The following is a 24,809-nucleotide window of genomic DNA, read 5'->3' as shown; positions in this document are numbered from 1 at the left end:
TTTTTTATTGATGCAGTTACTCTTCGTCGCGCTCACGGCTGGCGCGCTGGCGCTCGTAATATTCATCTTCTGCGGTGATGATCTCATCCATCAGAGAATCCATATCGACTACGCGCTCCTCTTCCACAAACTTCCCGGTAAGCGGCGTTTCCGGCGTTAGCTTGCCATCTTCATAGAGCAGCCAGATCTCTTTGGCATAGCGCGTCTTCAGCAACTGCGGAGCGAACTGACCGTAGTAGGAGGTGATGTTGTCCACGTCACGTTCGAACATCGACTCGGCATGGTTATTGGCCGCCGCATCGACCGCCTGTGGCAGGTCGATAATCACCGGCCCCTGTTCGTCCAGCAGCACGTTGAACTCGGATAAGTCACCGTGAACGATACCGGCACAGAGCATACGGACGATGTTGCGGATCATGGTGTGGAAATCCGTCACCGCCTGCTCTTCAGACAGAGAGACATCGCTGAGACGTGGCGCGACCGAGCCATTGGCATCGGTCACCAGCTCCATCAGTAACACACCGTCGATGCAGAGATAAGGCTGTGGAACGCGAACACCGGCGTTCGCCAGGCGGAACAGGGCATCTACTTCGGCGGTCTGCCAGGACTCTTCCTGCTGCTTACGGCCGAACTTTGTACCTTTCTGCATGGCGCGGGCGTTACGGCTGTTACGGGTTTTACGGCCTTCCTGATACTGCACGGCCTGCTTGAAGCTACGCTGGGTCGCTTCTTTATAGACTTTGGCGCACTGCACCTTGCCGCCGCATAGCACGGTATAGACGTCTGCTTCTTTGCCGCTTTTCAGCCGCTGCAGGACATCGTCAATCAGGCCGTCATCGACCAGGGGCTGGATTCTGTTTGGGATTTTCATGCGGCTTTATACCTTATTTCACCCGCTTTTCGTATCACTTTGCGATGATGGAAAACATTGGCAATGACTGAACAAAGTTTCTAATTCTACCCTGGAAAGTCGCTTTGTGGGGATGAACCTTGATGAGCTGCGCTTTTGACCTTTGTTTTATCATAAACAATGGATTAGAGGGGAGAGCAGGACGGTTTTATCCGCCAGAGCAACGCTTTGTTATGTATCAGCCCTGTGGGCGGGGATTTCGTGTCAGAGAAATGTGCCTGAATAGCAGGCTGGCGGGAGGCTGAAGGCCGGAATTCTGCTAACAGAATTTCGGCCCGCCTGCGGGATTACTTCAGGCCTTTAAGCACTTTAACCGTGCTTTCAATGTCGATCTCATCTTCGGAGAAGATCAGTGTCGTACCCTGGAAGGTGGTGACCGCCAGCTTTTTCAGCGAGCGCATCTCATTGGCGTTCGGGTCAGTTTTCGGCCGGATATTATTCAGCAACAGACCCACTGACAACACCGCGTTCTCTTTATCGACACCGGCATCGACCGGGACTTCTTCGTTGTAGACCAGATAAGACTTAATCGAGGTGATCTTGAGCCGCTCGCCTGCGATATAGATGTATTTGCTTGTCGGCGCGACCTTCACCGCATAGGCGGATAAGCCCTTGTTGTTGGTGGTGGGTTCAAACGTCACCGCCGCATCTTTCTTGATCAGATCAGGATTGGCGACCTTAATCACATGAAAATAGCGGTTATCACCGTTTTCATCTTTGATAAAGCCAAAACCTTTATCTTCAAACCAGGTTGTGATCGTTCCGTTCATCGCCATTTTTGCCTGCTTAATCTACTCAGTTTTTTACAGCGCGCAGTGTAAAACACAATGCCTGCGCAGACTATATAAGTCTGGATGATAATTTTCAGGTGCGCCAGAGGGTGAGCGGCGGAAGGGGGCTTTGTGGCGGATGAAGAGTAGTGTGATGGAGTGTGTGTAGCGGCAGATAAAGACGAAGATGGGTCGGCAGGGCAGGGAACGGATATCAGCCACGTGAGACACGTGGCTGTCAGCACTGGGCGTTGTTGCGGGGATACCGGCGCTGTGTCGAATCAGGTTGTTGAGTCAGGCAGATTAACCGGCGGATTGCGCAAAGCTCGTCTGCCGGTGAGTGTCTGTTACTCGTTGCCCCAGCGGTTCAGGAACTCCGCAATTTCATCAATACGCTGCTCATCGATACCCGCTTCACGCGCCATATCCTGCTGCGACTCTTCACTGATCTCTTCGTTGTTCATCAGACGGGTGATCAGCAGCTGGAAGTAATGCGCCAGTGGGGTACGTTCAGCTTCGCTCACCGGCTTAGCGGACTCCGTCGCATACTCATCTGCGACATCATAGTATTTGAGAGAGATTTCGTTATTCATAGGGTGTCCGCAGAGTTGAGTTTGGGTTTGGGTTTAAGCGTTGGCAGGGCGTTGTGGCCCGGCGTAGAGGGGTATTATTTCGTGTTTGGGTTGGGGCTGTAAAGGGGGGAGTGGGGAGGCGGAAGGGAGTATAGTAATGACGTTGCAGAAAATGTTGATATACATGCCTGAAGCGCATTCGTACGGAAGGCCGCAAGGCTGCACAGACACAAAAAGCCCGCAGTACGTTTATCTCGCGGGCTCTGAGGCGTTCGACGAAGTTCTTTTAACCCTCCATCGAACACCAATGCTCGTTTATAAGGGATTGCCATGGTCACTATGCTTGTTGATGCTTTCGAGTATTCTCAGAAGCAACCCTTTACCATCTTCCGGTGCAAAGGTATTAATATACCTGTCTCTGAACTCTGATTTTATCATTTCATCGTCATATGTCAGAAAGTTCATCACTTCTTTTTTTAGGTCTTCACGATCCTGGAGTGTTAATTCAGCTGTATAAATATCAATAGCTTCATCAATGGTGTCAGCACCTGTAATAAAGTCAAAGTCCTGATTTAATGTCCCTTCAATCAGAATATCTATATTAGTAGTTAGTAACATAATTTAAACCTCCGGGAATGCAGTCAGAATATAGTAAGGCTTGCCGTTGTACAATTCATATTTAAGAACAACCTTGACTTTCGTTGCCGGAGTCAGTTTTTGACTACCCCTGAACAGGGAATAACCAATGACTTTTCCGGTGTCATATTTGATATTTAAATTATGTCCTGGTCTGTTTGCCGCCCAAATCTTTATCCACTCTTTATTTACCTTTATGGCATCGGATACTGATTTTTCGGCCAGATCTATATTGGTGAAAGAGCTAATGGCATTTGGCGGGCGAGCCAAATTTTCTATGCTTTTTAACCGGGCTGCTAGTTCATGCTGGGTTTTACCAATATGCTTTAAAATTGCATGGCCTCCGGGCGTATGACCAGTTACTGATTCATGTTGAATAAGTTTGATGCGTCCTGTGCGAATGGCTGCAATTCTCGCCGCTCCTGCCCCCAGAGAAAGAGCAACAGGTACAGCAACATCGAAGGTTAAACCTACCTTCCAGGCAGTATCTTCATCAGCACCAAACTGTTTCGCCATCTCAATGGCGGCGCGATATGTTGCACTACGAACATTCTTGCCGCTCAGAACCTGATTTGCTGCGGTATTAATACTGTCCATGCTGTGCGTGCCAACAACGATGCAGGCCGCCTTTGTTAAGCCTGTAGGCTCGGGTGCCATACAAAGCGCAGTTGCCCCGGCAAGCTCCAGCGTACCCATTATCAGCCCCAGCCCGCCCATAAGACGGTTAGACATTGTTTCAGATTCGGTAACTGAGTTATCAGAAAGTGCAGCAGCCAGCTGGACAGGAGACAATACTATTTTTAACCCATCATCCATGATTCAACTCCATCTGTGTGAACGACATCCTTTTGAAATCAGGCAGGTAGGTGCTTTGATCAGACCTACCTTAAATAAACACTGTTTCTTTAAAGCTTTGTTATCTCGATTATTAGTTATTTATTTTTAAAATAATATAGTCAGGTCACTAACTATGGGGATCAACTTACGCAGCGAGGCTCATGCCAGTTTCATTATCTTATGGAGTTAGTGAGACGATGAAGCAGGGGTTTTGTTAATTGAGAGTTATGTTTTAAATAGGGTCGCAGACATAGAAAAGTCTGCAAGATTTTTATCTTGCAGGCTCAAAGTATTTTGATAAGGGCTGGCTGACAGGATTTCAATACGGCTGAACTCTCTGTAATTTAATGAAATAAAAACAATATTTTTTTAAAATGGTACGCCGCTTTTCATGCGGCTCCTTTTGAGGGGCCATCGCCCTCGACGTGTGACTGCATCATGGGAAATGTTCCTCTGTCTGGTAGTGGATTAAAGTTGGTTGTTGTAATCGGCATGACTCAGCAATTGCCAGTTCCTACCGTTATATCTTGAAAGCAGACATTATTGGTGCGTGACCCGAAATGAGAGATAGCTGTCACGGTAAGTGTGCTGTGCATGAATTTTTCCTGCACGCTATGAGCGGATTACCTGCTTAGCGCGCTGTTTTATCCGGTCAGGAGCATGAGGTTTGGGCATCATCGTGAACTCATTTCAGCGGCGTAGGCGGCTTCTGCACAAATGCCCGGGTAATGCCTGCACGATCTCTGATGCATTGACGGCTGCGTTCTAACAGGCAGGGCGTGAAAATAAGCCGTTTAATCTCATGGTGAATAATCATCACTGGCCTCATCAGCGGACAAAAAAACCGCCTTAGTGGGCGGTTGTGGCATTAATCAGGCAGTCAGGGCTGGCAATAAAAAAAGCCGGATATTTATCCAGCTTTAGTGAAAAGTTTGTTATGGCCTTTCATTTTTCTGCACGGAGTTTACTTTGAATTTTTAATAAAACTGCTTGATGAAAAAGCGAGTGAACTGTCTTTTGCTATTCGCTCCCCTTCAGCAGTAATACGGCTCTCTAAACCTTCACCCTTATCAATGATGATATCCTCATCTTTAATCATGAGTGTGTACATTGGCATGTATTCTGACCTGTAATTCATGTAGGTTTTTATTTTTAGCTTAAATTGAACACTGCCAAATAATGTCTCTGGTTTTAATGCTTTTTCATTAGTGAGCCCCTGGCTTTTGTTGACATCTTTCGCAATTTTTTCAAGTGCTTGATGAAGTTCTTTCGAGAAATTATCAGGGTCAATGTCTGTTAAGGTTATTGCTGCCGGGGATTTCTCTTCGGAATTAATAAGGATGATGTCCATGCCACGGCTTTCACTATATACTTTCCCTAAGTTTACATGGCCTACAGTTGTTGTAAGTATGTTTTCCTTAGGTTGTACATTTTCTTTTTGCAGTATTAGTCCGTTATTTACCATTGCGGAAAAAATTATCGCCAAGCCCAAAATAACAGCGGCACCTATTACTGAAACGACTATGTTTTTATTATTCACGTGTTGAGGTCCATTTTTTTATAAAGTTAGATTGCTCAACTCTACTAAGCGACGGCGTCGATCAAATGCTCGAACAGGCTTCATTAAGCATCTTTATTAAAGCTTTCTCTGTCAAATAACATAAATTATCCTATAATATACTGCCTTGACCGACTCTCTCTACCTGCCCCCAGTGGCCTGCCCCCAGTCTTAGATACAACGATCAGTTAGTAATGTCGGTTTGATTACCTTCTAATTTTCTATTTCTCCATCCCGCTGCAAATTCAGATGGTGTCTGGTAATTCAGCGACGAATGTGGACGGCACTCGTTATAATCTAGCCGCCAGTCATAAATGATTTTCCTGGGTAAACAATATCGCTGAACCAGTGCTCATTCAGGCATTCATCACGAAAGCGTCCGTTAAAACTCTCAATAAATCTTTTCTGCGTTGGCCTGCCCGGCTGGATTAAGCGCAGCTCCACGCCATGCTCATAAGCCCACTGGTCATGTGCTCTGCAGGTAAACTCCTGCCCCTGGTCAGTTCTTATCGTAACCGGATAGCCGTGAAAAAGCGCAATGCTGTCCAGAATACGCGTGACCTGCACGCCTGAAATCCCGAAGGTAACAGTGACCGTCAGGCATTCCTTCGCGAAGTCATCCACGCAGGGAAGGCACTTGATCTTGCGACCGGTGGCCAGTACGTCCATGACGAAATCCATCGACCAGCTCAGATTGGGCACCATTTGGTGGAGCAGCGGCAGACGTTCTGTTGTCAGCCCTTTACGACGTCGTCTGCGTTTTACACTCAGGCCATTAAGTTGATAGATGCGGTAAACTCGCTTGTGGTTAACGCAAAGACCTTCACGTCGCAGAACTGCCAGATACGCCGGTAACCAAAACGGCGGCGTTCAAGTGCCAGCTCTGTGATGCAGAGAGACAGCCGCGCGTCAGCAGCCGGACGCTGAGCCGAATAACGACAGGTTGACAGGGACAGACCTGCCAGCCTGCAGGCACGACGTTGCGACTGACCCGTCGCCCTCGCACATGACTTCCAAGGCTTCCCGCTTCTGGTCTGTCGTCAGTACTTTCGCCCCAGAGCCACCTGAAGAGCCTCCTTATCCAGCATGGCTACGGCAAGCAGCTTCTTGAGTCTGGCGTTCTCCTCCTCAAGCGACTTCAGGCGCTTAACTTCGGGCACCTCCATACCGCCATACTTCTTACGCCAGTTGTAAAATGTGGTATCGGAAATGGCGTGCTTACGGCAGAGCTCACGGACAGAAACTCCGGCTTCGGCTTAGCGGAGAATACTGATGATTTGTTCGTCGGAAAAACGCTTCTTCATGGGGATGTCCTCATGTGGCTTATGAAGACATTACTAACGTTGGTGTGTACTAATCAACGGGGAGCAGATCAATCCCTTCCGGGGAGCCAGAACCGACCGCCGCAAGCGTAAACTTTTCTGAGCCGCAGACTCAGAAACTCACCGAAGCCCGGCCCGTGCCGGGCTTTTTTACGTCCGCTTTGTGAGTGCATGTCTATGCTGCATGAAAACGCATGAGTCTCCGGCATCCCGGGACGGCGGGAAAGGCCAGCAGCAGCGCGGCTCAGAGCTAATCATGCAGGTGCATGAAAACCGCTGCATAGAGCGGGCAGGCGTGGCGGGGCTACGAGAGCGCGCTGGGTAAATTTAGCCTCACACATAAAATCTCACTTTCATCTAAACGTTATGATGGTTACATCAGATACATTATTTAAAATGATTGAAGCGTCTAGCCGGGTGGATGTCTTTTTTTTTAACCTTTTGATTATAGTGTTTAATTTTCAATATATTCTTTTTTCTCGGAAACGAACCCACCATTAATCATTAACAATATAAGACTATTCTCATTTAATTTGCTATTAATTGTAACCTCATGTATGCGCAACTCCATTAACTGTAAACACTTACGGACAAGAGGTTGGTTATGAAAATATCTTTTTTTGCAGTCAATAATTTCAGGAGTATTTCTGGAGGCTTAGATAAGAATAAAATAATATTTAAAGATACTAATACTTTATTTATTTATGGCGCAAACAATGCAGGTAAGTCTACCTTCCTCAAGGCTTATATGTTTTTTTATAAAGATGAGACTCCCTGCTTAGATGATTTCCACAGGAGAAATAAAAATTCCAAAATCGAGTTCGAACTAGAGGTAGAAATTGATGATTTTGATAGGGCTAAAATTGAATCCGTAGGGCCAACAAAAAAAGAAAGCTATAAAAAATATTTAAATGGCAACCTGCTTAAAATAAAAAAGATATGGGCGTATGAATCAAATAAGATCGTCTCAACTAATGTTACTTTCAACTATGAGACTGGAGTTTATGAAAATATTGCTTACGCATCGCTTGGGTTGCCGACTGTTTTTCAAGCTTGTCTGCCGAAGCCTATTTTTATAAATGCAATGCCAACTGAAGAACAAGCTAAAAATATTCTTAATGAAATTTTAAAAGCGATGGCAGAAAGCACATTAAAGGAAAAAGATTTTATAGAGCTGCAATTAGCACAAGCAAAAATTAAAGCTTTGCAAGAAAAAATGTATGATGCTTCACTTATAGATAGTTATCAACAATCAGTAAATACCTATTTCAATAAAATATTTGGAGATACAAATATATCGTTTAAAGATCATAAGGATAGAGTTATTTGGACTGAAAACAAATTAGGCAAAGAATTTGATATTGAATTTATAAAAAAAGGCTTGGATGGTAAGAATGATGAGAACATCCCTTCTTCTTATAACAGTGTAGGGCATGGAACAATCAGGACTGCAATATTTACCTTATTGTTAATGAGAGATGTGGCAGAAAAATTTGAAAGGCAGAAGGGAAGAAAAGATTATATGGTTCTTTTCGAAGAACCCGAGCTATTCTTATACCCAAGAATGGTCCAAGAGCTCAGAGAGTTAATTTACCAAGTCAGTACTGAAGATTTGCCTTATCAGGTATTATGTGCGTCTCATTCCGCATCAATGATTGATATCACTAAACCAAAATCATCAATTATAAAATTAGTAAAAAATAGTAGCGGAACCGAAATCTTTCAAATAAATGATGCTTTTCTGAAATCTGCCAAAGGGATAGCAACTAAAGAAGAATTAAAACAAGAAATGTATGAAGTCTTGAGGTTTAACCCTTACATTTGCGAATCGTTTTATTGTGATGAAGTTCTTCTGATCGAAGGGCCGACTGAAGAGATAATCGCGCGTGCTTATCTTCAAGAAAGACACTCAGAGAAATCCATATTTGTTTTAAACTGCGGAACTGTAAATAACATACCCTTTTACCAAAAGATATTTTCAAGATTTAATATCAAATACCATGTTATTTTTGATACAGACAAATCTGTTAGAATAGGAGCAGATGAACGAGGTAATTGTATTTTTGAGTCTGGAATACAAAAGTCTATTGTCGATCAATATAACCTAGATTATATTGCTATGAAGGGTAATTTGGGCATTTATAGGACACATGTAACAACATTTGAACCCGCACATAAATGTCAATCGATACCAGATATTCTAAGATTTACAGAGTCTGGAGATAAGAGTAAACCTTACAATGCAAATCTTTATTGGAAAAATGTGTTGAAGCCGAATATCGATCATGTAGATATACTTAAAGTTCCTATGATGAAATATCTTAATGAAATAATTAGCCATTAATTTAAGTTGCTGAGCCTAGGGCTCAGCAAACATTTATAAACTTCTTCACCCCACCAATTCATTAATTGAATGCGTTCTTTTAGATAACTAGAGCGGTTATAAGCTCTTCGGACCTCATTCCTATCGCTATGAGCCAATGCTGCTTCAATTGCATCAGGGTTGAAGCCATTTTCATTTAAAGCAGTACTTGCGATAGACCGTAAACCATGCGCAACTAACTTACCCTCATAGCCTAACCTTTTTAAAGCAGCATTAGCCGTTTGGCTGTTCATTGGCTGCCTTGGGTCGTTACGGCCTGGGAAAATATACTCACGATGCATGCTAATAGGCTTCATGATGTCAAGTATATCTAGCGCCTGAGGTGATAAAGGAACAATGTGTTCGCGTTTTGCTTTCATCCTTTCTGCTGGAATCGTCCAGAGTCTCGAATTGATATCAATCTCTATCCATCGAGCACCAGAAGCCTCAGATGGTCGCACAAGTGTCAGAAGTTGCCATTCAAGCAAGCAGCGAGTTGGAACAGTTAGATTAGACATTGCCAAAGAACGCATAAGGTTAGGCAATTCCTCAGGTCTTAATGTAAGCATATTTTGCTTCTTAGGCTTTTCAAAAGCCATCCCAATCCCAGACGCAGGGTTAGCATCAATTAGCCCGGTATTAACTGCATAAATCATAATCTCGTTAATACGCTGCACCAAGCGGCGAACAGTTTCAAGAGCACCTCGGGCTTTGATTGGTTCTAAAGCCTCAACTAGCTTACGAGCTTTAATCTCCTGCACAGGAATCTCGCCAATGGCAGGAAAAACATCTTTCTCAAGAGAACGCCAGATATCCTTCGCATAATCCGGTGTAACGCTGGCCTGCTTCAAAGCAAACCAGTTAGCGGCCACGGTTGAGAAAATGCTATCTAATGCAATCTGCTGCTGTTCTGTGGCCTGTTCAGCTTGGGTCTGTGGGTCAATACCATTAGCGAGTAAGGAGAGGTAATCAGTACGCAAGCGCCTGGCATCCCCCAGCGACAGGGCTGGGAAGGAACCGAGACCGATCATAGTACGCTGTTTCGTAGCTGGTCGCTGATAGCGAAAACGCCAGAGTTTCTTGTCGGTGGTTTTTACAACCATAAAAAGCCCGTCGCCATCATGTAGGGTTATATCTTTGTCAGTGGCTTTTGAGCGAAGCACTTCAGTGTTGGTTTAAGGGCGCGTTGTCCTTGCCATGCGGGGCCTTCCTGCGAAAATTGGTATACGTTTTTTGGATACATCTTACCGTATACCAATACGTGTACCAATTATCTCTGGATTCAGACGGATCTTCTCGGAAGGTTATAGACACAAAAAAGCCCGCAAGGCTTTCACCTTGCGGGCTCTCAGGACTTCGATGATGGTTCTGGTAACCATCAACCAAGAATTTGGTGGAGCTGGCGGGAGTTGAACCCGCGTCCGAAATTACTACACCGTCGGCACTACATGCTTAGTCAGTTTTTACATTCGCCGGTTAGCTGCGAACAGACACGCCACTAACAGACTAGCCTGATTGGATTTAACGCTTCAACCCCAGGCAAGGCATCCACGCGATCTCTTTTGGGTTTGACTTCTCTTGATCCCCGTCTTAAGAGCGGAAGCTAGGGAGAGAAGGCTCTAAGCAGGTTATTAAGCTGCTAGTGCGTAGTTTTCGTCGTTTGCGACTATTTTTTTGCGGCTTTTTACGAGGCAAACCGCCCCTCGGCATGCTCCTAAGGCTTCACAATCCCGTCGAGTCCAGAATCAGCCCCAGAACTTCAAATACTAACAACAAAACAACTCAAAATCCAGTGCTTAACGCTTTGAATTCTTCATGATACGTGCTTTGTCTAACTGCCATTCGCGGTCTTTGATATCATCGCGCTTGTCGTGCTCTTTTTTACCGCGTGCAACACCAATCTTCAGTTTGCACCAGGCGTTCTTCCAGTACAACGACAGCGCCACGATGGTGTAGCCTTCGCGGTTGACGCGGCCATACAGGGAGTCGAGTTCACGTTGCTTCAGCAGCAGCTTACGGCTGCGCGTTGGGTCACAGACCACGTGACTGGAGGCAACGGCTAAGGGTTGAAAGGTTGAACCGAACAGAAAGGCTTCGCCATCGCGCAGCAGAATATAGCTGTCGCTGATGTTGGCTTTACCAGCACGAAGTGACTTAACTTCCCATCCTTGTAACGACAATCCCGCTTCGTACTCCTCTTCAATGAAGTACTCGTGACGGGCGCGTTTGTTCATGGCAACAGTGGCAGAACCGGGTTTGTGTGCTTTTTTCTTTGTCATAGTGCGGCGTATTTTACATCACTTAGTCGGTTATCGCATCCCCAGTCCAGCGGGGCGGCAGGAAACGGGATATTCTAGCACACCCTCACTCGGGGACATTTTTGTTTAATCGCTGAAAATGCTATTATTCAGCGGTTTCGTGATGAACAGGAACCATTATGGCTCAGATTAGTCGTTCGGCGCTGGTCCCGTTTAGTGCCGGGCAGATGTACAAACTTGTAAATGATGTGGATGCCTACCCGCAATTCCTGCCGGGTTGCACCGGAAGCCGCGTGCTGGATGCGTCAGATAATCAGATGACTGCGTCCGTGGATGTGTCGAAAGCGGGCATCAGCAAGACATTTACCACCCGCAATACCCTGACAGATAACCAGAGCATCCATATGCAACTGGTTGATGGACCGTTCCGCAAGCTGACCGGCGGCTGGAAGTTCGTCTCGCTGGGCGATGACGCCTGCAAGGTTGAATTAAGCCTGGAGTTTGAATTCACCAACATGCTGGTAGAGATGGCCTTTGGCCGTATCTTCAAAGAGCTTGCCAACAGCATGGTGCAGGCTTTCACTCAGCGTGCCAAAGAGGTCTACAGTGCCTGAGATCTCCGTTGAGGTGGTCTACGCCTTACCTGAAAAACAGTATCAGCTTTACGTGAAAGTGGAGCAGGGCAGCACGGTAGAGCAGGCCATCGAAAAGTCAGGGCTACTGGAACTGCGTCGGGAGATTGACCTCACCAGTAATAAAGTCGGCATCTACAGTCGGCCAGTGAAGCTGGGTGATGAGGTTAATGAGGGCGATCGTATTGAGATCTATCGTCCGCTGATTGCCGATCCCAAAGAGCTGCGCCGTCAGCGCGCAGAGCGAGCGGCAGAAAGCAAAAAATAAGTCGCTATCCCTTCAGGCTCAGTGGATAGCGGGCATAAAAAAAGGCGCTCAGTGCGCCTTTTTGCTGTCTGTCGTTTAAACGGTCTTACGTTCAATCAGTCGCTGTTTCTGGCCAGATTCTGCTTATTGTCGATGTTAGTCAGAACACCGTTGCCATCAAAGTTCAGCGTCAGCGTCTGCTGCTTCACGCGCTCATGACCTGGCTCCTGACGGAACACGTAATACCACACGTTGCTGCCAAACGGGTCTTTCATCATCGGCGTACCGAGGGTGTAAGCCACCTGTTGCTGTGTCATACCGGTATGGATCTTGGCTACGTCGTTAGCTACCAGATAGTTACCCTGGTTGATATCAGGACGATAGACCACGCGCTCTAAGGTGGAACATCCGGCGGTCATCATCAACATTACTACTGCCGCGGCAGTCAGCGTTTTACAGCGCATCTATACATTCCTTTTCCGGGGCCAAACGCCTTATACAGGCGGTTTTCTTGCCATCAAAATCTGAACTCTGCCTGCGGCAGGCTTTATTACTTTGGCGACATAAGTGCCGATGATAATAAACCTTTTCGCTATTGGAAACCTCTACAGAGCAAGCTTATGACCCCAGCCGGTTAAAAAAGTGCGCTGCTATGCGGCTAAAAGTTCTTTTGCGTTGGCCAGGGTGTTGCGTGTGACCTCGCTGCCACCCAGCAGTCGCGCCAGTTCCTGCAGACGTGCACGCTTGTCCAGCGGCTGCATATGGGTCTCGGTCATCGCACCATCGGTCTCTTTGCTGACATAAAAATGCTGATGACCACAACCGGCCACCTGCGGCAGGTGGGTTACGCACATCACCTGGGTCGATTCGCCCAGCTGACGCAACAGTTTACCCACCACGGCGGCGGTCGGGCCGCTGATGCCGACATCCACTTCATCGAAAATCATCGCCGGCGTTTCCATTTTCTTCGCGGTGATCACCTGAATCGCCAGGGCGATACGTGACAGTTCACCGCCCGAAGCAACTTTGCCCAGCGGCTGCAGTGGCTGACCTGGGTTAGTGGTCACCTGGAAATCTACGCGGCTCGCACCGTCTGCGGTCAGCTGATCCGGGTTAAAGGTCAGCGCGATTTTAAACTGGCCATGCGGCATCGAGAGCAGATGCATACTCTGGGTAATCAGCAGCTGCAACTCATCGGCATAGTGGCTGCGCTGCTGATGCAGCTGCTCTGCGCTTTGCAGCGCGGCCTGATAGTGTTCACCCACCAGTAATTGCAGGCTCTCCTGATCGCTCTCCTGCTGAGACAGCAATTCCGCTTCCGCCAGCAGTTGCTGATGCAGTTCAGGCAGCCCTTCAGGGGTGACGTGATGCTTACGGGCTAAGGCGATCTGGCGCGAAATACGCTGTTCCAGTTCATACAGGCGGTTAGGATCCAGATCGAGGCTGTCGCAGTAGTGGCGCAGCTCATCGCTGGCTTCGCTCAGCTGAATCGCCGCCTCTTCCAGCAGGTTGTGAACGCCGTTCAGCTTCTCATCCAGTGAGGTCAGTTCTGAAATCATCTCACGTGCGCTGTAGAGCAGGCTGTTGAGATTATTGTCATCGCTGTCTGCTAACAGTTGCAGTGCCTGCTGGCTGGTCGAAAGCAGCTGTCCGCTGTTGGCCAGACGCTTGTACTCTTCGTCGATCTGCTCATATTCACCCTGCTGCGGAGCGAAGTCGTTCAGCTCTTTCAGCTGGTACTGCAACAACTCGCGGCGGGATTCGCGCTCCTGCGCCTGCTGCTGATGCAGCGCCAGGGTGCGGCAGCTCTGATGCCAGGTCTGATAGCTGGCGCGCATTTGCTGCAGCAGCTCGTCGTGACCGGCATAGGCATCCAGCAGATGTTTCTGATGGTCTGGTTTGAGCAGAAGCTGATGGGCATGCTGGCCGTGGATCTGAATCAGTAACTGGCCGAGATCGCGCAGCTGAGAGAGCGGCACCGCCGTGCCATTGATAAAGCCGCGGGAACGTCCGTCAGCGCTGATAACCCGGCGCAGCAGACATTCGTTGCCATCGTCCAGATGATTATCAATCAGCCAGCGCTGAGCAGAAGGGGAGGACTTAAGCTGGAAGCGGGCGCAGAGGTCGGCCCGGCTGGCACCCTGACGCACCATGTCGGCATCAGCACGACCACCCAGACATAACCCCAGCGCATCAATCGCGATAGACTTACCGGCACCGGTCTCACCAGTGATTGCTGTCATGCCGCGTTGAAAATCAATGTCGAGCTCACGAACGATAGCGAAATTACTGATGGTCAGTTGGGCCAGCATAGGTTCACCTGTATGAATAAACACATATGGTTTTTCATACAGTATAAACTGGTTTTTTATCCAGTAAAGAGGGGAGGCCGCATTTCAGAACAATTTTTTTGACCAGCCCAGTTTTGAACTCAGCGTATTGAAATAGCTGTAGTTTTTGGGGTGAATCAGGTTCAGGTGATTGGCGCTGCGTCGAATCAGTACATCCTCGCCTTCCTGAATCGGCAGCGCAATCTGGCTGTCACAGCTGATTTCCAGGTCGCTGCGGCGCGATGAGAAGCGCAAACGGATGGTACTGCTGCTGTTGATGACCAGTGGCCGCGCTGACAGCGTATGCGGGAACATCGGCACCAGCACGATTGCTTCGAGTGACGGCGTCAGAATCGGGCCGCCCGCAGAGAGTGAATAGGCGGTCGAGCCGGTGGGTGTCGAAATAATCAGCCCATCCGAGCGCTGGGAGAAGGCGAACACTTCATCGATATAGACTTCAAATTCGATCATGTGCGCGACTTTGCCGGGATGCAGCACCACTTCGTTGATAGCGGAGCCAATGCGCGGCGAGCAGTCAGACTTACACACCTGCGCTTCCAGCAGAAAGCGGCTCTCGACGAAATAGTTGCCCTGCAGCACCTCATCCAGCTGCTGCTGCGCATTGTCCGGGTCAAGGTCGGTGAGAAAGCCGAGATTACCGCGGTTAATCCCAATCACTTTAATGTCGTAGCGCGCCAGTACCCGCGCTGCGCCCAGCATATTGCCATCACCGCCCACCACGACCGCTAAATCGGCCTGCTGACCAATCTCCGCCAGCGTGCCCGTCTGCACGTCGTGAAGCGACAGCTCCTGCGCAATTTGCTTCTCAACGATCACTTGATAACCTTTGGCTGTCAGCCAGCGCCAGAGCATCTCATGCGTGGTTAACGCGGTGGGATGGCGCGGATGACCCACAATACCAATGCAGTTAAAGTGTTTGTTCATCTGGTCGGTGTTCCTTATAAGCCAAAACGGTAAGGCAATGTGATAGGTTCCCTTGAATCCGTCATACCAATCCCCATAATAAGCCAACCAGCGAAATGAATGTGCAAAACGCGGAGAAATTCATGAGTAGTAAAGAACAGAACACCCCAAACGAGCAAGTCTCAGACGAAATTCAGCAGGATCAGCAGCAACCTCAGGAAGCGGAGACAGCGGCAGAGGTGGATCCGCGTGATGAGCGTATTGCTCAGCTCGAAGCTGAATTAGCGCAGTCGCAGACCGGTGTGCGCGATGCCCAGCTGCGTGCGCAGGCAGAGATTGAGAACATTCGTCGTCGTGCCGAGATGGACGTTGAGAAGGCGCACAAATTTGCGCTTGAGAAGTTTGCCAACGAACTGCTGCCGGTAATCGACAGTCTGGAACGTGCGCTGGAAGTCGCGAACAAAGAGGACCCACAGCTGGCTTCGATGATTGAAGGGATTGAACTGACCCTGAAAGGCCTGCTGGGCGCCGTACGTAAATTCGGTGTTGAAGTGGTCGGCGAAACCGGCGTGCCATTTAACCCGGAAGTGCATCAGGCGATGTCGATGATGGAGTCTGAAGAGTTTGAGCCAAACCATGTCATGCTGGTGATGCAGCGTGGCTATACGCTGAATGGTCGCCTGCTGCGCCCGGCGATGGTTGCGGTTTCCAAAGCTAAAAGCTGATTCAACGCCTGAATCCCGTTACACGGCCGCGCTCTGACGCGGCCGTGTGCTTTCTGGCGTCAGTCAGGTAAAACCGGCGTCCAGTCCACCGGCTTTTTACCGGCAGCGCTCAGCAGCTCATTGGTTGTTGAAAAGTGTTTGCAGCCGAAAAAGCCACGGTGCGCGGAGAGCGGCGAGGGATGCGGTGCCTGCAACACGTGATGGCGCTGGCGATCGATAATGCTGCCTTTCTTCTGCGCATGTGAACCCCACAGCAGAAAAATCACCCCTTCACAGTGCTGGTTAATCGCCGCAATCACATTATCCGTAAAGGTCTCCCAGCCAAATCGCGCATGGGAATGCGCTTTGCCCGCCTCAACCGTCAACACGGTGTTCAGCAACATCACGCCCTGTTTTGCCCAGCTCTCAAGAAAGCCGTGATTGGGCTTCTGAAAACCTGGAATATCCTGCATCAGCTCTTTGTAGATATTCTGCAGCGAGGGCGGCACCTGGACGCCGGGCAGTACCGAGAAGGCTAGACCGTGCGCCTGATGAGGCCCGTGATAGGGATCCTGACCGAGTATCACGACGTTGACGTCGCCCAGTTCCGTCAGGCGAAAGGCGTTGAAGACATCTTTCTGCGGCGGATAGACCGTGACACCTGCGGCGCGTTGATCGGCGACCTGCTTCAGCGTCTCGATAAAATAGGGTTTCTCTTTCTCTTCAGCCAGCACGTCGTGCCAGGTCAGCTTTTCAGCCATGTTTAACTCCCTTAACGTTAGTGCCATAAGCTTAGCGGTTCCTGCCGCTGACCTGAAGGCAAAAATAATTTGAATAATGCAAATTAAGTTTAGGTGGCAGGGATATTGAGATCAATGGGTTAGCTTAAAAGCGGCCGGAATGCCTGATTAATATTGATACAGGTCAAAACTGTCCGAAATCAAAGGTGATATACCGGGGCCTCAAATTTGATTTATCCACGTATTACCCGGGAGACGCAATCATGATCACTGGTATCCAGATCACTCAATCAAACAATTCACAATTACTGAACTCCTTCTGGCTGCTGGACGAAGAGAAAGCCGAAGCGCGTTGCCTGTGTGCAAAAGCGGGCTACGAAGAAGATCAGGTTGTCGCCATCAGCGAGCTGGGCGAATTCGCTTACCGCGAAGTGCCGGTTGAAATCAAACCTCAGGTACGTGTTGAAGGTGGACAGCATCTGAACGTCAACGTTCTGCGTCGCGAAACGCTGGAAGATGCAGTTAAACATCCTGAAAACTATCCGCAGCTGACCATCCGCGTTTCAGGCTATGCCGTGCGTTTTAACTCACTGACGCCTGAGCAGCAGCGCGACGTAATTACCCGTACCTTTACTGAAAGTCTTTGAGCAGCCTGAGTTATCGGTTGCTGAAAATTAGCGCAAAGCGCACACAGCAATTTTTATTAATATTATGAATAAGATAAACAGTTAACTTTCTGGCACGCTGATGCCAGTGTCATGAAGAAAGCGCTCTGGCAGACAAAAGTTTGTGAAAGGGCTGTTACTGATTATCAGATAAAAAAAATCGCCTCCTGTGAGGCGATTTTTTTATAGCTGCGATGATTTATTCCGCATTCTCGTTAGCTGGCGTACTGCCGCTTGCCTTGCGGCGCTTGCCGACATTTTTGGCATCACGATGGCGTTTTTTCACACGCGGTTTTTCTGTTTCACTGGCTTTCTGCTCTGCACGCTTCGCCAGAACCTTTTTCGACGGTTTGCCGGTCGTTTTGGCACTTGGCGCCCGCGTCTCAGGACGCAGCTCATCAATCACGCGCGCTTTGATCGGCTCGTTAACATAGCGGGTGATTTTGCCCAGCAGCACGAAATCGTGCGCTTCAACCAGTGAGATGGCGATGCCTTTACGGCCCGCACGACCGGTACGCCCGATGCGGTGCAGATAGGTATCGGCGGTGCGCGTCATGTCATAGTTGAAGACGTGACTGACATCTTCAACGTCAATGCCGCGCGCGGCAATATCCGTCGCAACCAGCACGTTAACGCGGCCTTCACTCAGACGTTTAATCGCTTCGTTACGCTTCGCCTGCACCATTTCGCCTTCAAGATAGCTGCTACGAATCCCCGCTTCGTGCAGCCAGCTCACCAGCTCATGCAGACGTTCACGCTTACGCACGAACACGATGCTGCGCGTCACATCCGGCTGTTTCAGCAGATGGATCAGTAATTTGGTCTTGTGCTGCAGATCGTCAGCGCGGTAGTACCACTGCTGGATCTTTTTGCGCTCACGGCGGCTTGGGTCCGCTTCCAGCTCAACCGGATCGTTCAGCAGACGCTCGGCGAAGTCACGGATATTGTCGCCTTCCAGCGTGGCCGAGAACAGCAGGGTTTGCTTGCGCCAGCGCGTTTCAGCCGCGATGGTTTCGATATCCTGGGCAAAGCCCATATCGAGCATGCGGTCCGCTTCATCCAGCACCAGGGTTTCTACTGCGCGGCAGTCAAAGTTCTCTTCTTTGATGTACTGCAGCAGACGGCCGGTGGTGGCGACCACGATGTCCTGGTTTTCGCTGAACACTTCGGCATGGTTCATATAGGCCACGCCGCCGGTGATGGTGGCGATGTCCAGATGGGTATGTTTCGCCAGCTCACGCGCATGATCGGCGACCTGCATCGCCAGTTCGCGGGTCGGGGTCACAATCAGGATGCGTGGCGGGCCAGATTTCTTACGCGGAAAATCAAGGAGGTGCTGCAACGCCGGTAACAGATACGCGGCGGTTTTCCCGGTCCCTGTAGGTGCCGAACCCAGAACGTCACGGCCCTCCAGCGCGGGCGGAATTGCAGCAGCCTGGATCACTGTTGGGCGCGTAAAGCCTTTTTCCTGCAACGCTTGTAGCAGGCTTTCGTCGAGTTCGAGTTCGGAAAATGTGGTTACTGTCATGGTCTACCTCAGTTTGGGGCGCTGATTATAGACAGATCAGACTGAATCTTCATCTGTTAATCCGTTTCGGCTGCGCCTGGGGTTGTCTGCCGCGTGAATTCCCTCTGTTGTCACGTTACACTCATGCGCTGCCGTACGGCAGGAAAAAAACGATGGTAGTGACGAATGATGCAGGATAAGCCGCGTGAACGGCCACAGTTAAACAAGAACGGTTTTACCTTTAAACAATTTTTTGTCGCGCACGATCGCTGTGCGATGAAAGTGGGCACCGATGCCATTCTGCTTGGGGCCTGGGCGCCGGTTGCCGGGGTAAAACGTATTCTGGATATTGGCAGCGGCAGCGGGCTTATCGCGCTGATGCTGGCGCAGCGTACGCCGTCGCTGGTCAACATCGATGCGGTTGAGTTAGAACCGCAAGCCGCGCTTCAGGCGCAGGAGAATGTGCAGCAGTCGCCGTGGCCTGAACGTATTCAGGTTCATCAGCAGGATATCGCCGACTGGGCTGAACAGTGCGACAAACGTTACTCGCTAATCGTCAGCAATCCGCCTTATTTTGCGCCTGGCGTGGCCTGTTCGACTGCGGCACGGGACAGCGCCCGTGCCACGGCCTCGCTCGATCATCAGACACTGTTACGCAGTGCTGCATTACTGATTGAAGAAGAGGGGATGTTCTGCGTGGTGCTGCCCACCGCGACCGGCCAGGAATTCATCGCCCTGGCGCAGGCGGATGGCTGGCATCTGCGTTTCCGGCTGGACGTGGCGGAATATGCCCATCGTCCGCCGCACCGCGTTCTGCTGGGGCTGTCGCCGCAGGCCGGTGAAACCCTGCTTGAGCGTCTCGCTATCCGCACGCCGGACACCCGCTATTCTGATGAGTGGTGTAGTCTGACGCGGGAGTTCTACCTTTTTATGTAGTCCGGCGGCGTCAGGATGGTTGGCCGCGCCTCGGGCAGTAAATCCGGGTAGTCGCGGATATAGTGCAGGCCGCGACTCTCTTTTCGCTCCAGCGCACAGCGCACCATCAGGTCAGCGACCTGCACCAGATTCCGTAGCTCCAGCAGGTTATTGGAGAGGCGGAAATGACGATAATATTCATCGATCTCCTGCTGAAGCAGGTTGATGCGACGCAGCGCCCGCTCCAGCCGCCGGGTCGTGCGGACGATTCCCATGTAATCCCACATGAATAACCGTAGCTCGTGCCAGTTATGCTGGATCACCACGCGCTCATCGGCGTCATCAACCTGACTTTCATCCCATGCGGGTAGCGCAGTAACGGCTTCAATGGCGGGCAGGGTGCGAATCAGCTCCTCTGCGGCGGACCAGCCATAAACCAGACACTCCAGCAGCGAATTGGATGCCATGCGGTTAGCGCCATGCAGGCCGGTATAACTCACCTCACCGATGGCATAGAGGCCACTCACGTCGGTCTGGCCATGCTGATCAACGACTACGCCGCCACAGGTATAGTGCGCGGCAGGCACAATCGGGATGGGTTCTTTGGTGAGGTCAAAGCCAAAGGTCAGCAACTTCTCATAGATCATCGGGAAGTGCGCGCGAACAAACTCCTCAGGCTGGTGGCTGATGTCCAGATACATACAGTCAACGCCCAGCCGCTTCATCTCATGATCGATGGCCCGGGCGACGATATCGCGCGGGGCGAGTTCGGCACGCTCATCGAAATCGGGCATGAAACGGCTGCCATCGGGACGCAACAGCCAGGCACCTTCTCCGCGTAACGCTTCGGTTAACAGGAAATTCTGCGCCTGCGGATGAAACAGGCAGGTCGGGTGGAACTGGTTAAATTCCAGATTGGCAACCCGGCAGCCGGCACGCCAGGCCATCGCGATGCCGTCACCGGAGGCGATGTCGGGGTTAGTCGTATATTGATAGACCTTGGCGGCACCGCCAGTTGCAACCACCACGGCCCGTGCCCGACAGGTTTCCACCTGTTCGCGATTACGGTTCCAGATCCACGCGCCTACTACACGGCGTGGGCCTGGCAGGCCGATTTTATCTGAAAGAATCAGATCGACTGCGTTGGTGCGTTCCAGAATCCGGATGTTGGGATGGCTCAACGCCTGGCTTACCAGCGTCGTTTCAACCGCATGGCCGGTGGCGTCAGCGCTGTGCAGGATACGGCGATGACTGTGGCCGCCTTCCCGCGTCAGGTGATAACGCATGTCGCCGGCCGCCTGCGGATCGAGATCAAAGGCGACACCGTTGTCGATCAGCCACTGCACGCAATGCCGGGCATTACTGGCGATAAACGAGACGGCTTCACGGTCGCATAATCCGGCACCGGCAATCAGCGTATCTTCGATGTGCGACTCGATGCTGTCAGTCTCATCAAATACCGCAGCAATACCGCCCTGGGCGTAAAGGGTTGACCCCTCATTGACCTGCGCTTTACTGAGAACTGTCACCTGATACTGTTTTGCCAGCCGCAACGCCAGCGACAGGCCAGCAGCACCGCTGCCCACAATGAGTACATCACACTGATAATCCGGGTTCGCATTCATCATAATGTTTAATTTACTAAACAAGAATAGGGCTGAGCATAAGCGCAATGGGGGTTGCTGTGAAGTATTTTAAACATCTGGCGCAGGTTTTTGTCTGATGATTTCCCAAAGTTACTTAATATCAGTGAGTTAAAACCGGACTGCTTTTGGCGCGGTTTTTTATAGCAAACTTATTAAACCTAAAGGATTTAATGATGAAAAAGCTGTTGTCATAGGTTACTCTGCCTGCGATTTACGCTCCTTACACTGAACGAAAACGAAGAACCTGTGTAATGTCCATCGGAGCGGTAAATATCAGGGCGAGAAGTGAACTTCGCACCACATCACAACTCTAAGCGCATGCTTGCTCAGAACCATGAGATGTGCTGGCAGTTACTTTATGCGTATGAAAAATTTGGGGAGACATTACCTCGGATGAGCGAGCAGTTGACGGACCAGGTCCTTGTCGAGCGCGTACAGAAGGGAGATCAAAAAGCTTTCAACTTACTGGTGATTCGTTACCAGCATAAAGTGGCGAGCCTGGTTTCACGCTATGTTCCCTCGGGCGACGTACCTGATGTAGTACAGGAATCGTTTATTAAAGCGTATCGCGCACTGGATTCATTCCGGGGCGATAGCGCGTTTTATACCTGGCTGTACCGCATTGCGGTAAATACAGCGAAAAATTACCTGGTTGCTCAGGGGCGTCGTCCGCCATCCAGCGATGTGGATGCTATTGACGCAGAAAATTTCGAAAGTGCGGGTGCATTAAAAGAAATTTCGAACCCTGAGAACTTAATGTTGTCAGAAGAATTGAAACAAATTGTCTTTCGTACCATCGAGGCGCTACCCGAGGATTTGCGTATGGCAATCACCCTCAGGGAACTGGACGGTCTGAGTTATGAAGAGATCGCCGTCATTATGGATTGCCCGGTAGGCACTGTTCGATCACGTATCTTTCGTGCGCGAGAGGCCATTGATAACAAAGTTCAACCGCTTATCCAACGTCAGTGATAACGGCTACTGGAAGGGTACATAGGCATGCAGAAAGAAAAACTTTCCGCTTTAATGGATGGTGAGACCTTAGATAACGAGCTGTTTTCCGCCTTGTCTAAGGACGCAGAATTACAGAAAAGCTGGGCAAGCTATCATCTCATTCGCGACACCATGCGCGGTGATGTGGGCGATGTCCTGCATTTTGATATTTCTGCGCGCGTCGCTGCTGCCATCGAAAAAGAACCGTTGCGTACGGTTACAACGCTGATCCCTGAAGCTCAGCCAGAACCTTCCCGCTGGGAAAAAATGCCGTTCTGGAAAAAAGCGCGCCCGTGGGCTGCGCAACTGACCCAGGTCGGTGTCGCTGCCTGTGTTTCACTGGCCGTGATCGTAGGCGTTCAGCACTATAACCAGCCAGAGGGCAGCGCCACGCAGACCTCTGACTCTCCGGTGTTCAATACGATGCCGATGATGGGCAAAGCGTCTCCGGTGAGCCTGGGCGTGCCGTCTGATGCATTTGACACCAACAGTTCTAACCAGCAGGTTCAGGACCAGCGTCGTCGCGTAAATGCCATGCTGCAGGATTACGAACTGCAACGTCGCCTGCACGCTGACCAGCTGCAGTTTGAAACCACTGCGCCAAAACAGGCGCAGGTTGATGTTCCCGGAAATCAATCATTAGGACAGCAACAGCAGTAATGAAGCCGCTTTGGTATGCTGTTAGCCTGCTGACAGGCAGCCTGTTGTGGTCATCTGCCGCCCCGGCGCAACCTTCTGCGTCCGGGGCGCTATTGCAGCAGATGGAGCAGGCAAGTCAGAACCTCAACTACGAATTTGCCTATATCAACGTTTCCCGCATCGGCATCGAATCGCTGCGTTATCGTCATGCTGTAATCGATAACCGGATATTCGCGCAGCTGTTGCAGATGGACGGGCCACGTCGGGAAGTGATCCAGCGCGGCAACGATATCAGTTACTTCGAACCCGGCCTCGATCCCTTTTCGCTCCCCGGCAATCACATTATCGATGCTTTACCGTCGGTAATTTTTGCTGACTTCACCAAGCTCGCCACAGCCTATGATTTTATTACCGTAGGCCGCTCGCGCATTGCCGATCAGATGTGTGATGTGTTGCGCATCGTTTCACGCGATGGCACCCGTTACAGCTATGTGGTCTGGCTGGATGTGGACACCAAGCTGCCGCTGCGCATCGACTTGCTCGATCGTGATGGCGAAACGCTGGAGCAGTTCCGCGTCATCAGCTTTGCGGTGGACGAAGGGGTGCGTAATCTGATGCAGGGGCTGGAGAAAGCCAATCTGCCTCCGTCGCTTTCGGTGCCGAAAGGGGATGCGGTCACGCTCACCTGGCAGCCAGGCTGGATACCTGCCGGTATGTCGCTGGTGTCGCAGAATCGCCGCACGCTACCCGGTCTGAATAAAAATATGGAATCGAAGCTCTACAGTGATGGCCTGTTTAGTTTCGCTATCAACGTGACGCCGGCCGATAAAACCAGCACAACGCAGACATTGCGCACTGGGCGTCGTACGGTCCAGACCGTTGTGCGCAATAATAACGAAATAGCGGTGATCGGCGAATTACCGCCCTCGACCGCAAAACGTATTGCGGACAGCATCGACCTGGGGTCACAAAAATGATGAGAGAATGGGCCACCGTGGTGGCATGGCAGGATGGCATCGCCACGCTGCACACCGAAGCAAAAACCTCCTGCAACAGCTGCCAGGCGCGTAAAGGCTGTGGCAGCCATATGCTGAATAAACTCGGTCCGAAGAATGCCCACGTGATGCAAATCGCCAGCAGCAAGCCGCTGCAGCCGGGGCAGCGGATCGAACTCGGTATCAAAGAGAGCAGCCTGCTGGGTTCAGCGTTGCTGGTCTACATGACGCCGCTGTTTGGCCTGTTCCTGGTTTCCGGGCTGTTTCAGGCGCTGTTCAGCAGCGATCTGGCCGCCGCCTGCGGTGCGCTGCTGGGCGGCATCGGGGGTTTTATTGTCGCCAAAGGCGTTTCAATGAAATTCGGCGATCGGGAAGCCTTTCAGCCGGTCATTCTGAACATCGCCTTGCCTCCCGATGCGCTGCGTGTTGAAAGCGAAGCGTAACGCACGTCCAGGCCGCGCATCCCGCGGCCTTTGTCTGTTCTGCCTCGCGCAGATATCTGTTTCGCTTCCACCACGTTCCATTCTTTTATGCGCGGCGTTAACAGTGTAATATGCGTCGTCATTAATGAGGCTGACAGGATTGTGGGTAAAGAGCGATCTTCCTGAATGTGTCTGTGCTCAGGTTTTCAACTGAATTTTAAGCGA

General features: G+C 50.3%; 24 protein-coding genes, 1 other RNA gene and 1 pseudogene. 10 read left to right on the top strand and 16 right to left on the bottom strand.

Annotated elements, in window-relative coordinates; all coding sequences use genetic code 11:
• Nucleotides 1-16 precede the first annotated feature (16 nt).
• The 7 genes and pseudogenes from HFD95_RS10590 to HFD95_RS10560 form a co-directional block, all read right to left on the bottom strand.
• Nucleotides 17-871, bottom strand: a complete 855-nt coding sequence (locus tag HFD95_RS10590) for a PA4780 family RIO1-like protein kinase (RefSeq protein WP_033786757.1) — start codon at nucleotides 869-871, stop codon at nucleotides 17-19.
• A gap of 326 nt (nucleotides 872-1,197) precedes the next feature.
• Entirely contained in the window at nucleotides 1,198-1,686 is a 489-nt protein-coding gene (locus HFD95_RS10585) for a cold-shock protein (RefSeq protein ID WP_010257735.1), read from the bottom strand.
• Between the two features lie 341 nt (nucleotides 1,687-2,027).
• Entirely contained in the window at nucleotides 2,028-2,273 is a 246-nt protein-coding gene (locus tag HFD95_RS10580; RefSeq protein WP_010672163.1) for a YmjA family protein, read from the bottom strand.
• 294 nt (nucleotides 2,274-2,567) lie between these two features.
• A complete protein-coding gene (locus HFD95_RS10575; protein WP_050679748.1) occupies nucleotides 2,568-2,870 on the bottom strand; it encodes a contact-dependent growth inhibition system immunity protein in 303 nt (100 codons plus the stop codon).
• Nucleotides 2,871-2,873: 3 nt separating this feature from the next.
• Complete coding sequence (locus tag HFD95_RS10570; protein ID WP_167430208.1) at nucleotides 2,874-3,704, bottom strand: RNase A-like domain-containing protein; 831 nt, start codon at nucleotides 3,702-3,704, stop codon at nucleotides 2,874-2,876.
• Nucleotides 3,705-4,689: 985 nt separating this feature from the next.
• Nucleotides 4,690-5,265 carry a hypothetical protein gene (locus HFD95_RS10565; protein ID WP_167430207.1) on the bottom strand — a complete coding sequence of 192 codons (576 nt, stop codon included), beginning with the start codon at nucleotides 5,263-5,265 and terminating at the stop codon, nucleotides 4,690-4,692.
• A gap of 202 nt (nucleotides 5,266-5,467) precedes the next feature.
• Nucleotides 5,468-6,587: pseudogene (locus HFD95_RS10560) on the bottom strand (IS3 family transposase).
• A gap of 622 nt (nucleotides 6,588-7,209) precedes the next feature.
• Here HFD95_RS10560 and HFD95_RS10555 point away from each other — a divergent pair.
• Nucleotides 7,210-8,949, top strand: a complete 1,740-nt coding sequence (locus HFD95_RS10555; RefSeq protein ID WP_167430206.1) for an ATP-dependent endonuclease — start codon at nucleotides 7,210-7,212, stop codon at nucleotides 8,947-8,949.
• Here the strand turns inward: HFD95_RS10555 and HFD95_RS10550 are convergent.
• The 3 genes from HFD95_RS10550 to smpB form a co-directional block, all read right to left on the bottom strand.
• Nucleotides 8,946-10,130 carry an integrase domain-containing protein gene (locus HFD95_RS10550; protein WP_242462524.1) on the bottom strand — a complete coding sequence of 395 codons (1,185 nt, stop codon included), beginning with the start codon at nucleotides 10,128-10,130 and terminating at the stop codon, nucleotides 8,946-8,948. The genes HFD95_RS10555 and HFD95_RS10550 overlap by 4 nt on opposite strands.
• A gap of 228 nt (nucleotides 10,131-10,358) precedes the next feature.
• Nucleotides 10,359-10,720, bottom strand: a transfer-messenger RNA (tmRNA) gene (gene ssrA, locus HFD95_RS10545).
• Nucleotides 10,721-10,763: 43 nt separating this feature from the next.
• Nucleotides 10,764-11,246 (bottom strand): SsrA-binding protein SmpB, encoded by a 483-nt coding sequence (gene smpB / locus HFD95_RS10540; protein WP_010257694.1) that lies wholly within the window; start codon nucleotides 11,244-11,246, stop codon nucleotides 10,764-10,766.
• A gap of 158 nt (nucleotides 11,247-11,404) precedes the next feature.
• Between smpB and HFD95_RS10535 the strand changes: the two genes are divergently transcribed.
• Both HFD95_RS10535 and HFD95_RS10530 read left to right on the top strand, forming a co-directional pair.
• Nucleotides 11,405-11,839 carry a type II toxin-antitoxin system RatA family toxin gene (locus HFD95_RS10535; protein ID WP_010257692.1) on the top strand — a complete coding sequence of 145 codons (435 nt, stop codon included), beginning with the start codon at nucleotides 11,405-11,407 and terminating at the stop codon, nucleotides 11,837-11,839.
• Nucleotides 11,832-12,125, top strand: a complete 294-nt coding sequence (locus HFD95_RS10530; RefSeq protein ID WP_033778631.1) for an RnfH family protein — start codon at nucleotides 11,832-11,834, stop codon at nucleotides 12,123-12,125. The genes HFD95_RS10535 and HFD95_RS10530 overlap by 8 nt, the downstream gene beginning before the upstream one ends.
• Before the next feature lie 95 nt (nucleotides 12,126-12,220).
• Here the strand turns inward: HFD95_RS10530 and bamE are convergent, their stop codons facing one another.
• The 3 genes from bamE to nadK all read right to left on the bottom strand — a co-directional run bounded on the left by bamE (nucleotide 12,221) and on the right by nadK (nucleotide 15,379).
• Complete coding sequence (bamE, locus tag HFD95_RS10525; protein WP_010672176.1) at nucleotides 12,221-12,568, bottom strand: outer membrane protein assembly factor BamE; 348 nt, start codon at nucleotides 12,566-12,568, stop codon at nucleotides 12,221-12,223.
• Between the two features lie 186 nt (nucleotides 12,569-12,754).
• Entirely contained in the window at nucleotides 12,755-14,416 is a 1,662-nt protein-coding gene (gene recN, locus HFD95_RS10520) for a DNA repair protein RecN (RefSeq protein WP_062758833.1), read from the bottom strand.
• Between the two features lie 84 nt (nucleotides 14,417-14,500).
• Nucleotides 14,501-15,379, bottom strand: a complete 879-nt coding sequence (nadK, locus tag HFD95_RS10515) for an NAD(+) kinase (RefSeq protein ID WP_010257685.1) — start codon at nucleotides 15,377-15,379, stop codon at nucleotides 14,501-14,503.
• A gap of 122 nt (nucleotides 15,380-15,501) precedes the next feature.
• Here nadK and grpE point away from each other — a divergent pair, with 122 nt between their 5' ends.
• Nucleotides 15,502-16,083 (top strand): nucleotide exchange factor GrpE, encoded by a 582-nt coding sequence (gene grpE, locus HFD95_RS10510; protein ID WP_010257683.1) that lies wholly within the window; start codon nucleotides 15,502-15,504, stop codon nucleotides 16,081-16,083.
• Nucleotides 16,084-16,142: 59 nt separating this feature from the next.
• Here grpE and ung read toward each other — a convergent pair whose 3' ends face one another.
• The gene (gene ung / locus HFD95_RS10505; protein ID WP_010257681.1) at nucleotides 16,143-16,823 is read right to left on the bottom strand and encodes a uracil-DNA glycosylase; all 681 of its coding nucleotides are present in this window, start codon (nucleotides 16,821-16,823) and stop codon (nucleotides 16,143-16,145) included.
• Nucleotides 16,824-17,065: 242 nt separating this feature from the next.
• On the opposite strand from ung, the gene grcA reads away from it, so the two are divergent.
• A complete protein-coding gene (gene grcA, locus HFD95_RS10500) occupies nucleotides 17,066-17,449 on the top strand; it encodes an autonomous glycyl radical cofactor GrcA (protein WP_010672180.1) in 384 nt (127 codons plus the stop codon).
• Between the two features lie 217 nt (nucleotides 17,450-17,666).
• Here the strand turns inward: grcA and srmB are convergent, their stop codons facing one another.
• Nucleotides 17,667-18,995, bottom strand: coding sequence for an ATP-dependent RNA helicase SrmB (gene srmB, locus HFD95_RS10495; protein ID WP_010257676.1), 1,329 nt, complete (start codon nucleotides 18,993-18,995; stop codon nucleotides 17,667-17,669).
• A 165-nt stretch (nucleotides 18,996-19,160) separates the two neighbouring features.
• Between srmB and HFD95_RS10490 the strand changes: the two genes are divergently transcribed.
• A complete protein-coding gene (locus tag HFD95_RS10490) occupies nucleotides 19,161-19,910 on the top strand; it encodes a tRNA1(Val) (adenine(37)-N6)-methyltransferase (RefSeq protein ID WP_167430205.1) in 750 nt (249 codons plus the stop codon).
• Here the strand turns inward: HFD95_RS10490 and nadB are convergent.
• The gene (gene nadB / locus HFD95_RS10485) at nucleotides 19,895-21,514 is read right to left on the bottom strand and encodes an L-aspartate oxidase (protein WP_010671303.1); all 1,620 of its coding nucleotides are present in this window, start codon (nucleotides 21,512-21,514) and stop codon (nucleotides 19,895-19,897) included. The two genes, HFD95_RS10490 and nadB, sit on opposite strands and share 16 nt — an antisense overlap.
• Before the next feature lie 414 nt (nucleotides 21,515-21,928).
• On the opposite strand from nadB, the gene rpoE reads away from it, so the two are divergent.
• Genes rpoE through rseC form a run of 4 tightly spaced genes read left to right on the top strand, consistent with a single transcriptional unit; the run spans nucleotide 21,929 to nucleotide 24,605 of the window.
• Entirely contained in the window at nucleotides 21,929-22,507 is a 579-nt protein-coding gene (gene rpoE, locus HFD95_RS10480) for an RNA polymerase sigma factor RpoE (RefSeq protein ID WP_010257669.1), read from the top strand.
• A 27-nt stretch (nucleotides 22,508-22,534) separates the two neighbouring features.
• On the top strand, nucleotides 22,535-23,188 hold the full coding sequence (gene rseA / locus HFD95_RS10475; protein ID WP_010257667.1) for an anti-sigma-E factor RseA: 654 nt from the start codon (nucleotides 22,535-22,537) through the stop codon (nucleotides 23,186-23,188).
• Nucleotides 23,188-24,144 carry a sigma-E factor regulatory protein RseB gene (gene rseB, locus HFD95_RS10470; protein WP_010257666.1) on the top strand — a complete coding sequence of 319 codons (957 nt, stop codon included), beginning with the start codon at nucleotides 23,188-23,190 and terminating at the stop codon, nucleotides 24,142-24,144. Before rseA ends, rseB begins: the two co-directional genes overlap by 1 nt.
• On the top strand, nucleotides 24,141-24,605 hold the full coding sequence (gene rseC, locus HFD95_RS10465; RefSeq protein WP_010257664.1) for a SoxR-reducing system protein RseC: 465 nt from the start codon (nucleotides 24,141-24,143) through the stop codon (nucleotides 24,603-24,605). The genes rseB and rseC overlap by 4 nt, the downstream gene beginning before the upstream one ends.
• Nucleotides 24,606-24,809: the final 204 nt, after the last annotated feature.

The sequence above is a fragment of the Pantoea sp. EKM10T genome, assembly GCF_011800685.1.
Taxonomy (GTDB): Bacteria; Pseudomonadota; Gammaproteobacteria; order Enterobacterales; family Enterobacteriaceae; genus Pantoea; species Pantoea agglomerans.
The sequence above is the reverse complement of the archived record's forward strand: the minus strand, read 5'-3'. Positions and strand labels throughout refer to the sequence as shown.

What these genes read in the sequence shown, in the direction of transcription:
- HFD95_RS10555 (WP_167430206.1), top strand. Translation starts at nt 7,210, where the DNA reads ATGAAAATATCTTTTTTTGCAGTCAATAATTTCAGGAGTATTTCTGGA.
- nadB (WP_010671303.1), bottom strand. Translation starts at nt 21,514, where the DNA reads ATGAATGCGAACCCGGATTATCAGTGTGATGTACTCATTGTGGGCAGC.
- rseA (WP_010257667.1), top strand. Translation starts at nt 22,535, where the DNA reads ATGCAGAAAGAAAAACTTTCCGCTTTAATGGATGGTGAGACCTTAGAT.
- HFD95_RS10570 (WP_167430208.1), bottom strand. Translation starts at nt 3,704, where the DNA reads ATGGATGATGGGTTAAAAATAGTATTGTCTCCTGTCCAGCTGGCTGCT.
- HFD95_RS10585 (WP_010257735.1), bottom strand. Translation starts at nt 1,686, where the DNA reads ATGGCGATGAACGGAACGATCACAACCTGGTTTGAAGATAAAGGTTTT.
- srmB (WP_010257676.1), bottom strand. Translation starts at nt 18,995, where the DNA reads ATGACAGTAACCACATTTTCCGAACTCGAACTCGACGAAAGCCTGCTA.
- smpB (WP_010257694.1), bottom strand. Translation starts at nt 11,246, where the DNA reads ATGACAAAGAAAAAAGCACACAAACCCGGTTCTGCCACTGTTGCCATG.
- rpoE (WP_010257669.1), top strand. Translation starts at nt 21,929, where the DNA reads ATGAGCGAGCAGTTGACGGACCAGGTCCTTGTCGAGCGCGTACAGAAG.
- HFD95_RS10490 (WP_167430205.1), top strand. Translation starts at nt 19,161, where the DNA reads ATGATGCAGGATAAGCCGCGTGAACGGCCACAGTTAAACAAGAACGGT.
- nadK (WP_010257685.1), bottom strand. Translation starts at nt 15,379, where the DNA reads ATGAACAAACACTTTAACTGCATTGGTATTGTGGGTCATCCGCGCCAT.
- grcA (WP_010672180.1), top strand. Translation starts at nt 17,066, where the DNA reads ATGATCACTGGTATCCAGATCACTCAATCAAACAATTCACAATTACTG.
- bamE (WP_010672176.1), bottom strand. Translation starts at nt 12,568, where the DNA reads ATGCGCTGTAAAACGCTGACTGCCGCGGCAGTAGTAATGTTGATGATG.
- grpE (WP_010257683.1), top strand. Translation starts at nt 15,502, where the DNA reads ATGAGTAGTAAAGAACAGAACACCCCAAACGAGCAAGTCTCAGACGAA.
- HFD95_RS10580 (WP_010672163.1), bottom strand. Translation starts at nt 2,273, where the DNA reads ATGAATAACGAAATCTCTCTCAAATACTATGATGTCGCAGATGAGTAT.
- rseC (WP_010257664.1), top strand. Translation starts at nt 24,141, where the DNA reads ATGATGAGAGAATGGGCCACCGTGGTGGCATGGCAGGATGGCATCGCC.
- rseB (WP_010257666.1), top strand. Translation starts at nt 23,188, where the DNA reads ATGAAGCCGCTTTGGTATGCTGTTAGCCTGCTGACAGGCAGCCTGTTG.
- HFD95_RS10590 (WP_033786757.1), bottom strand. Translation starts at nt 871, where the DNA reads ATGAAAATCCCAAACAGAATCCAGCCCCTGGTCGATGACGGCCTGATT.
- HFD95_RS10535 (WP_010257692.1), top strand. Translation starts at nt 11,405, where the DNA reads ATGGCTCAGATTAGTCGTTCGGCGCTGGTCCCGTTTAGTGCCGGGCAG.
- recN (WP_062758833.1), bottom strand. Translation starts at nt 14,416, where the DNA reads ATGCTGGCCCAACTGACCATCAGTAATTTCGCTATCGTTCGTGAGCTC.
- HFD95_RS10575 (WP_050679748.1), bottom strand. Translation starts at nt 2,870, where the DNA reads ATGTTACTAACTACTAATATAGATATTCTGATTGAAGGGACATTAAAT.
- ung (WP_010257681.1), bottom strand. Translation starts at nt 16,823, where the DNA reads ATGGCTGAAAAGCTGACCTGGCACGACGTGCTGGCTGAAGAGAAAGAG.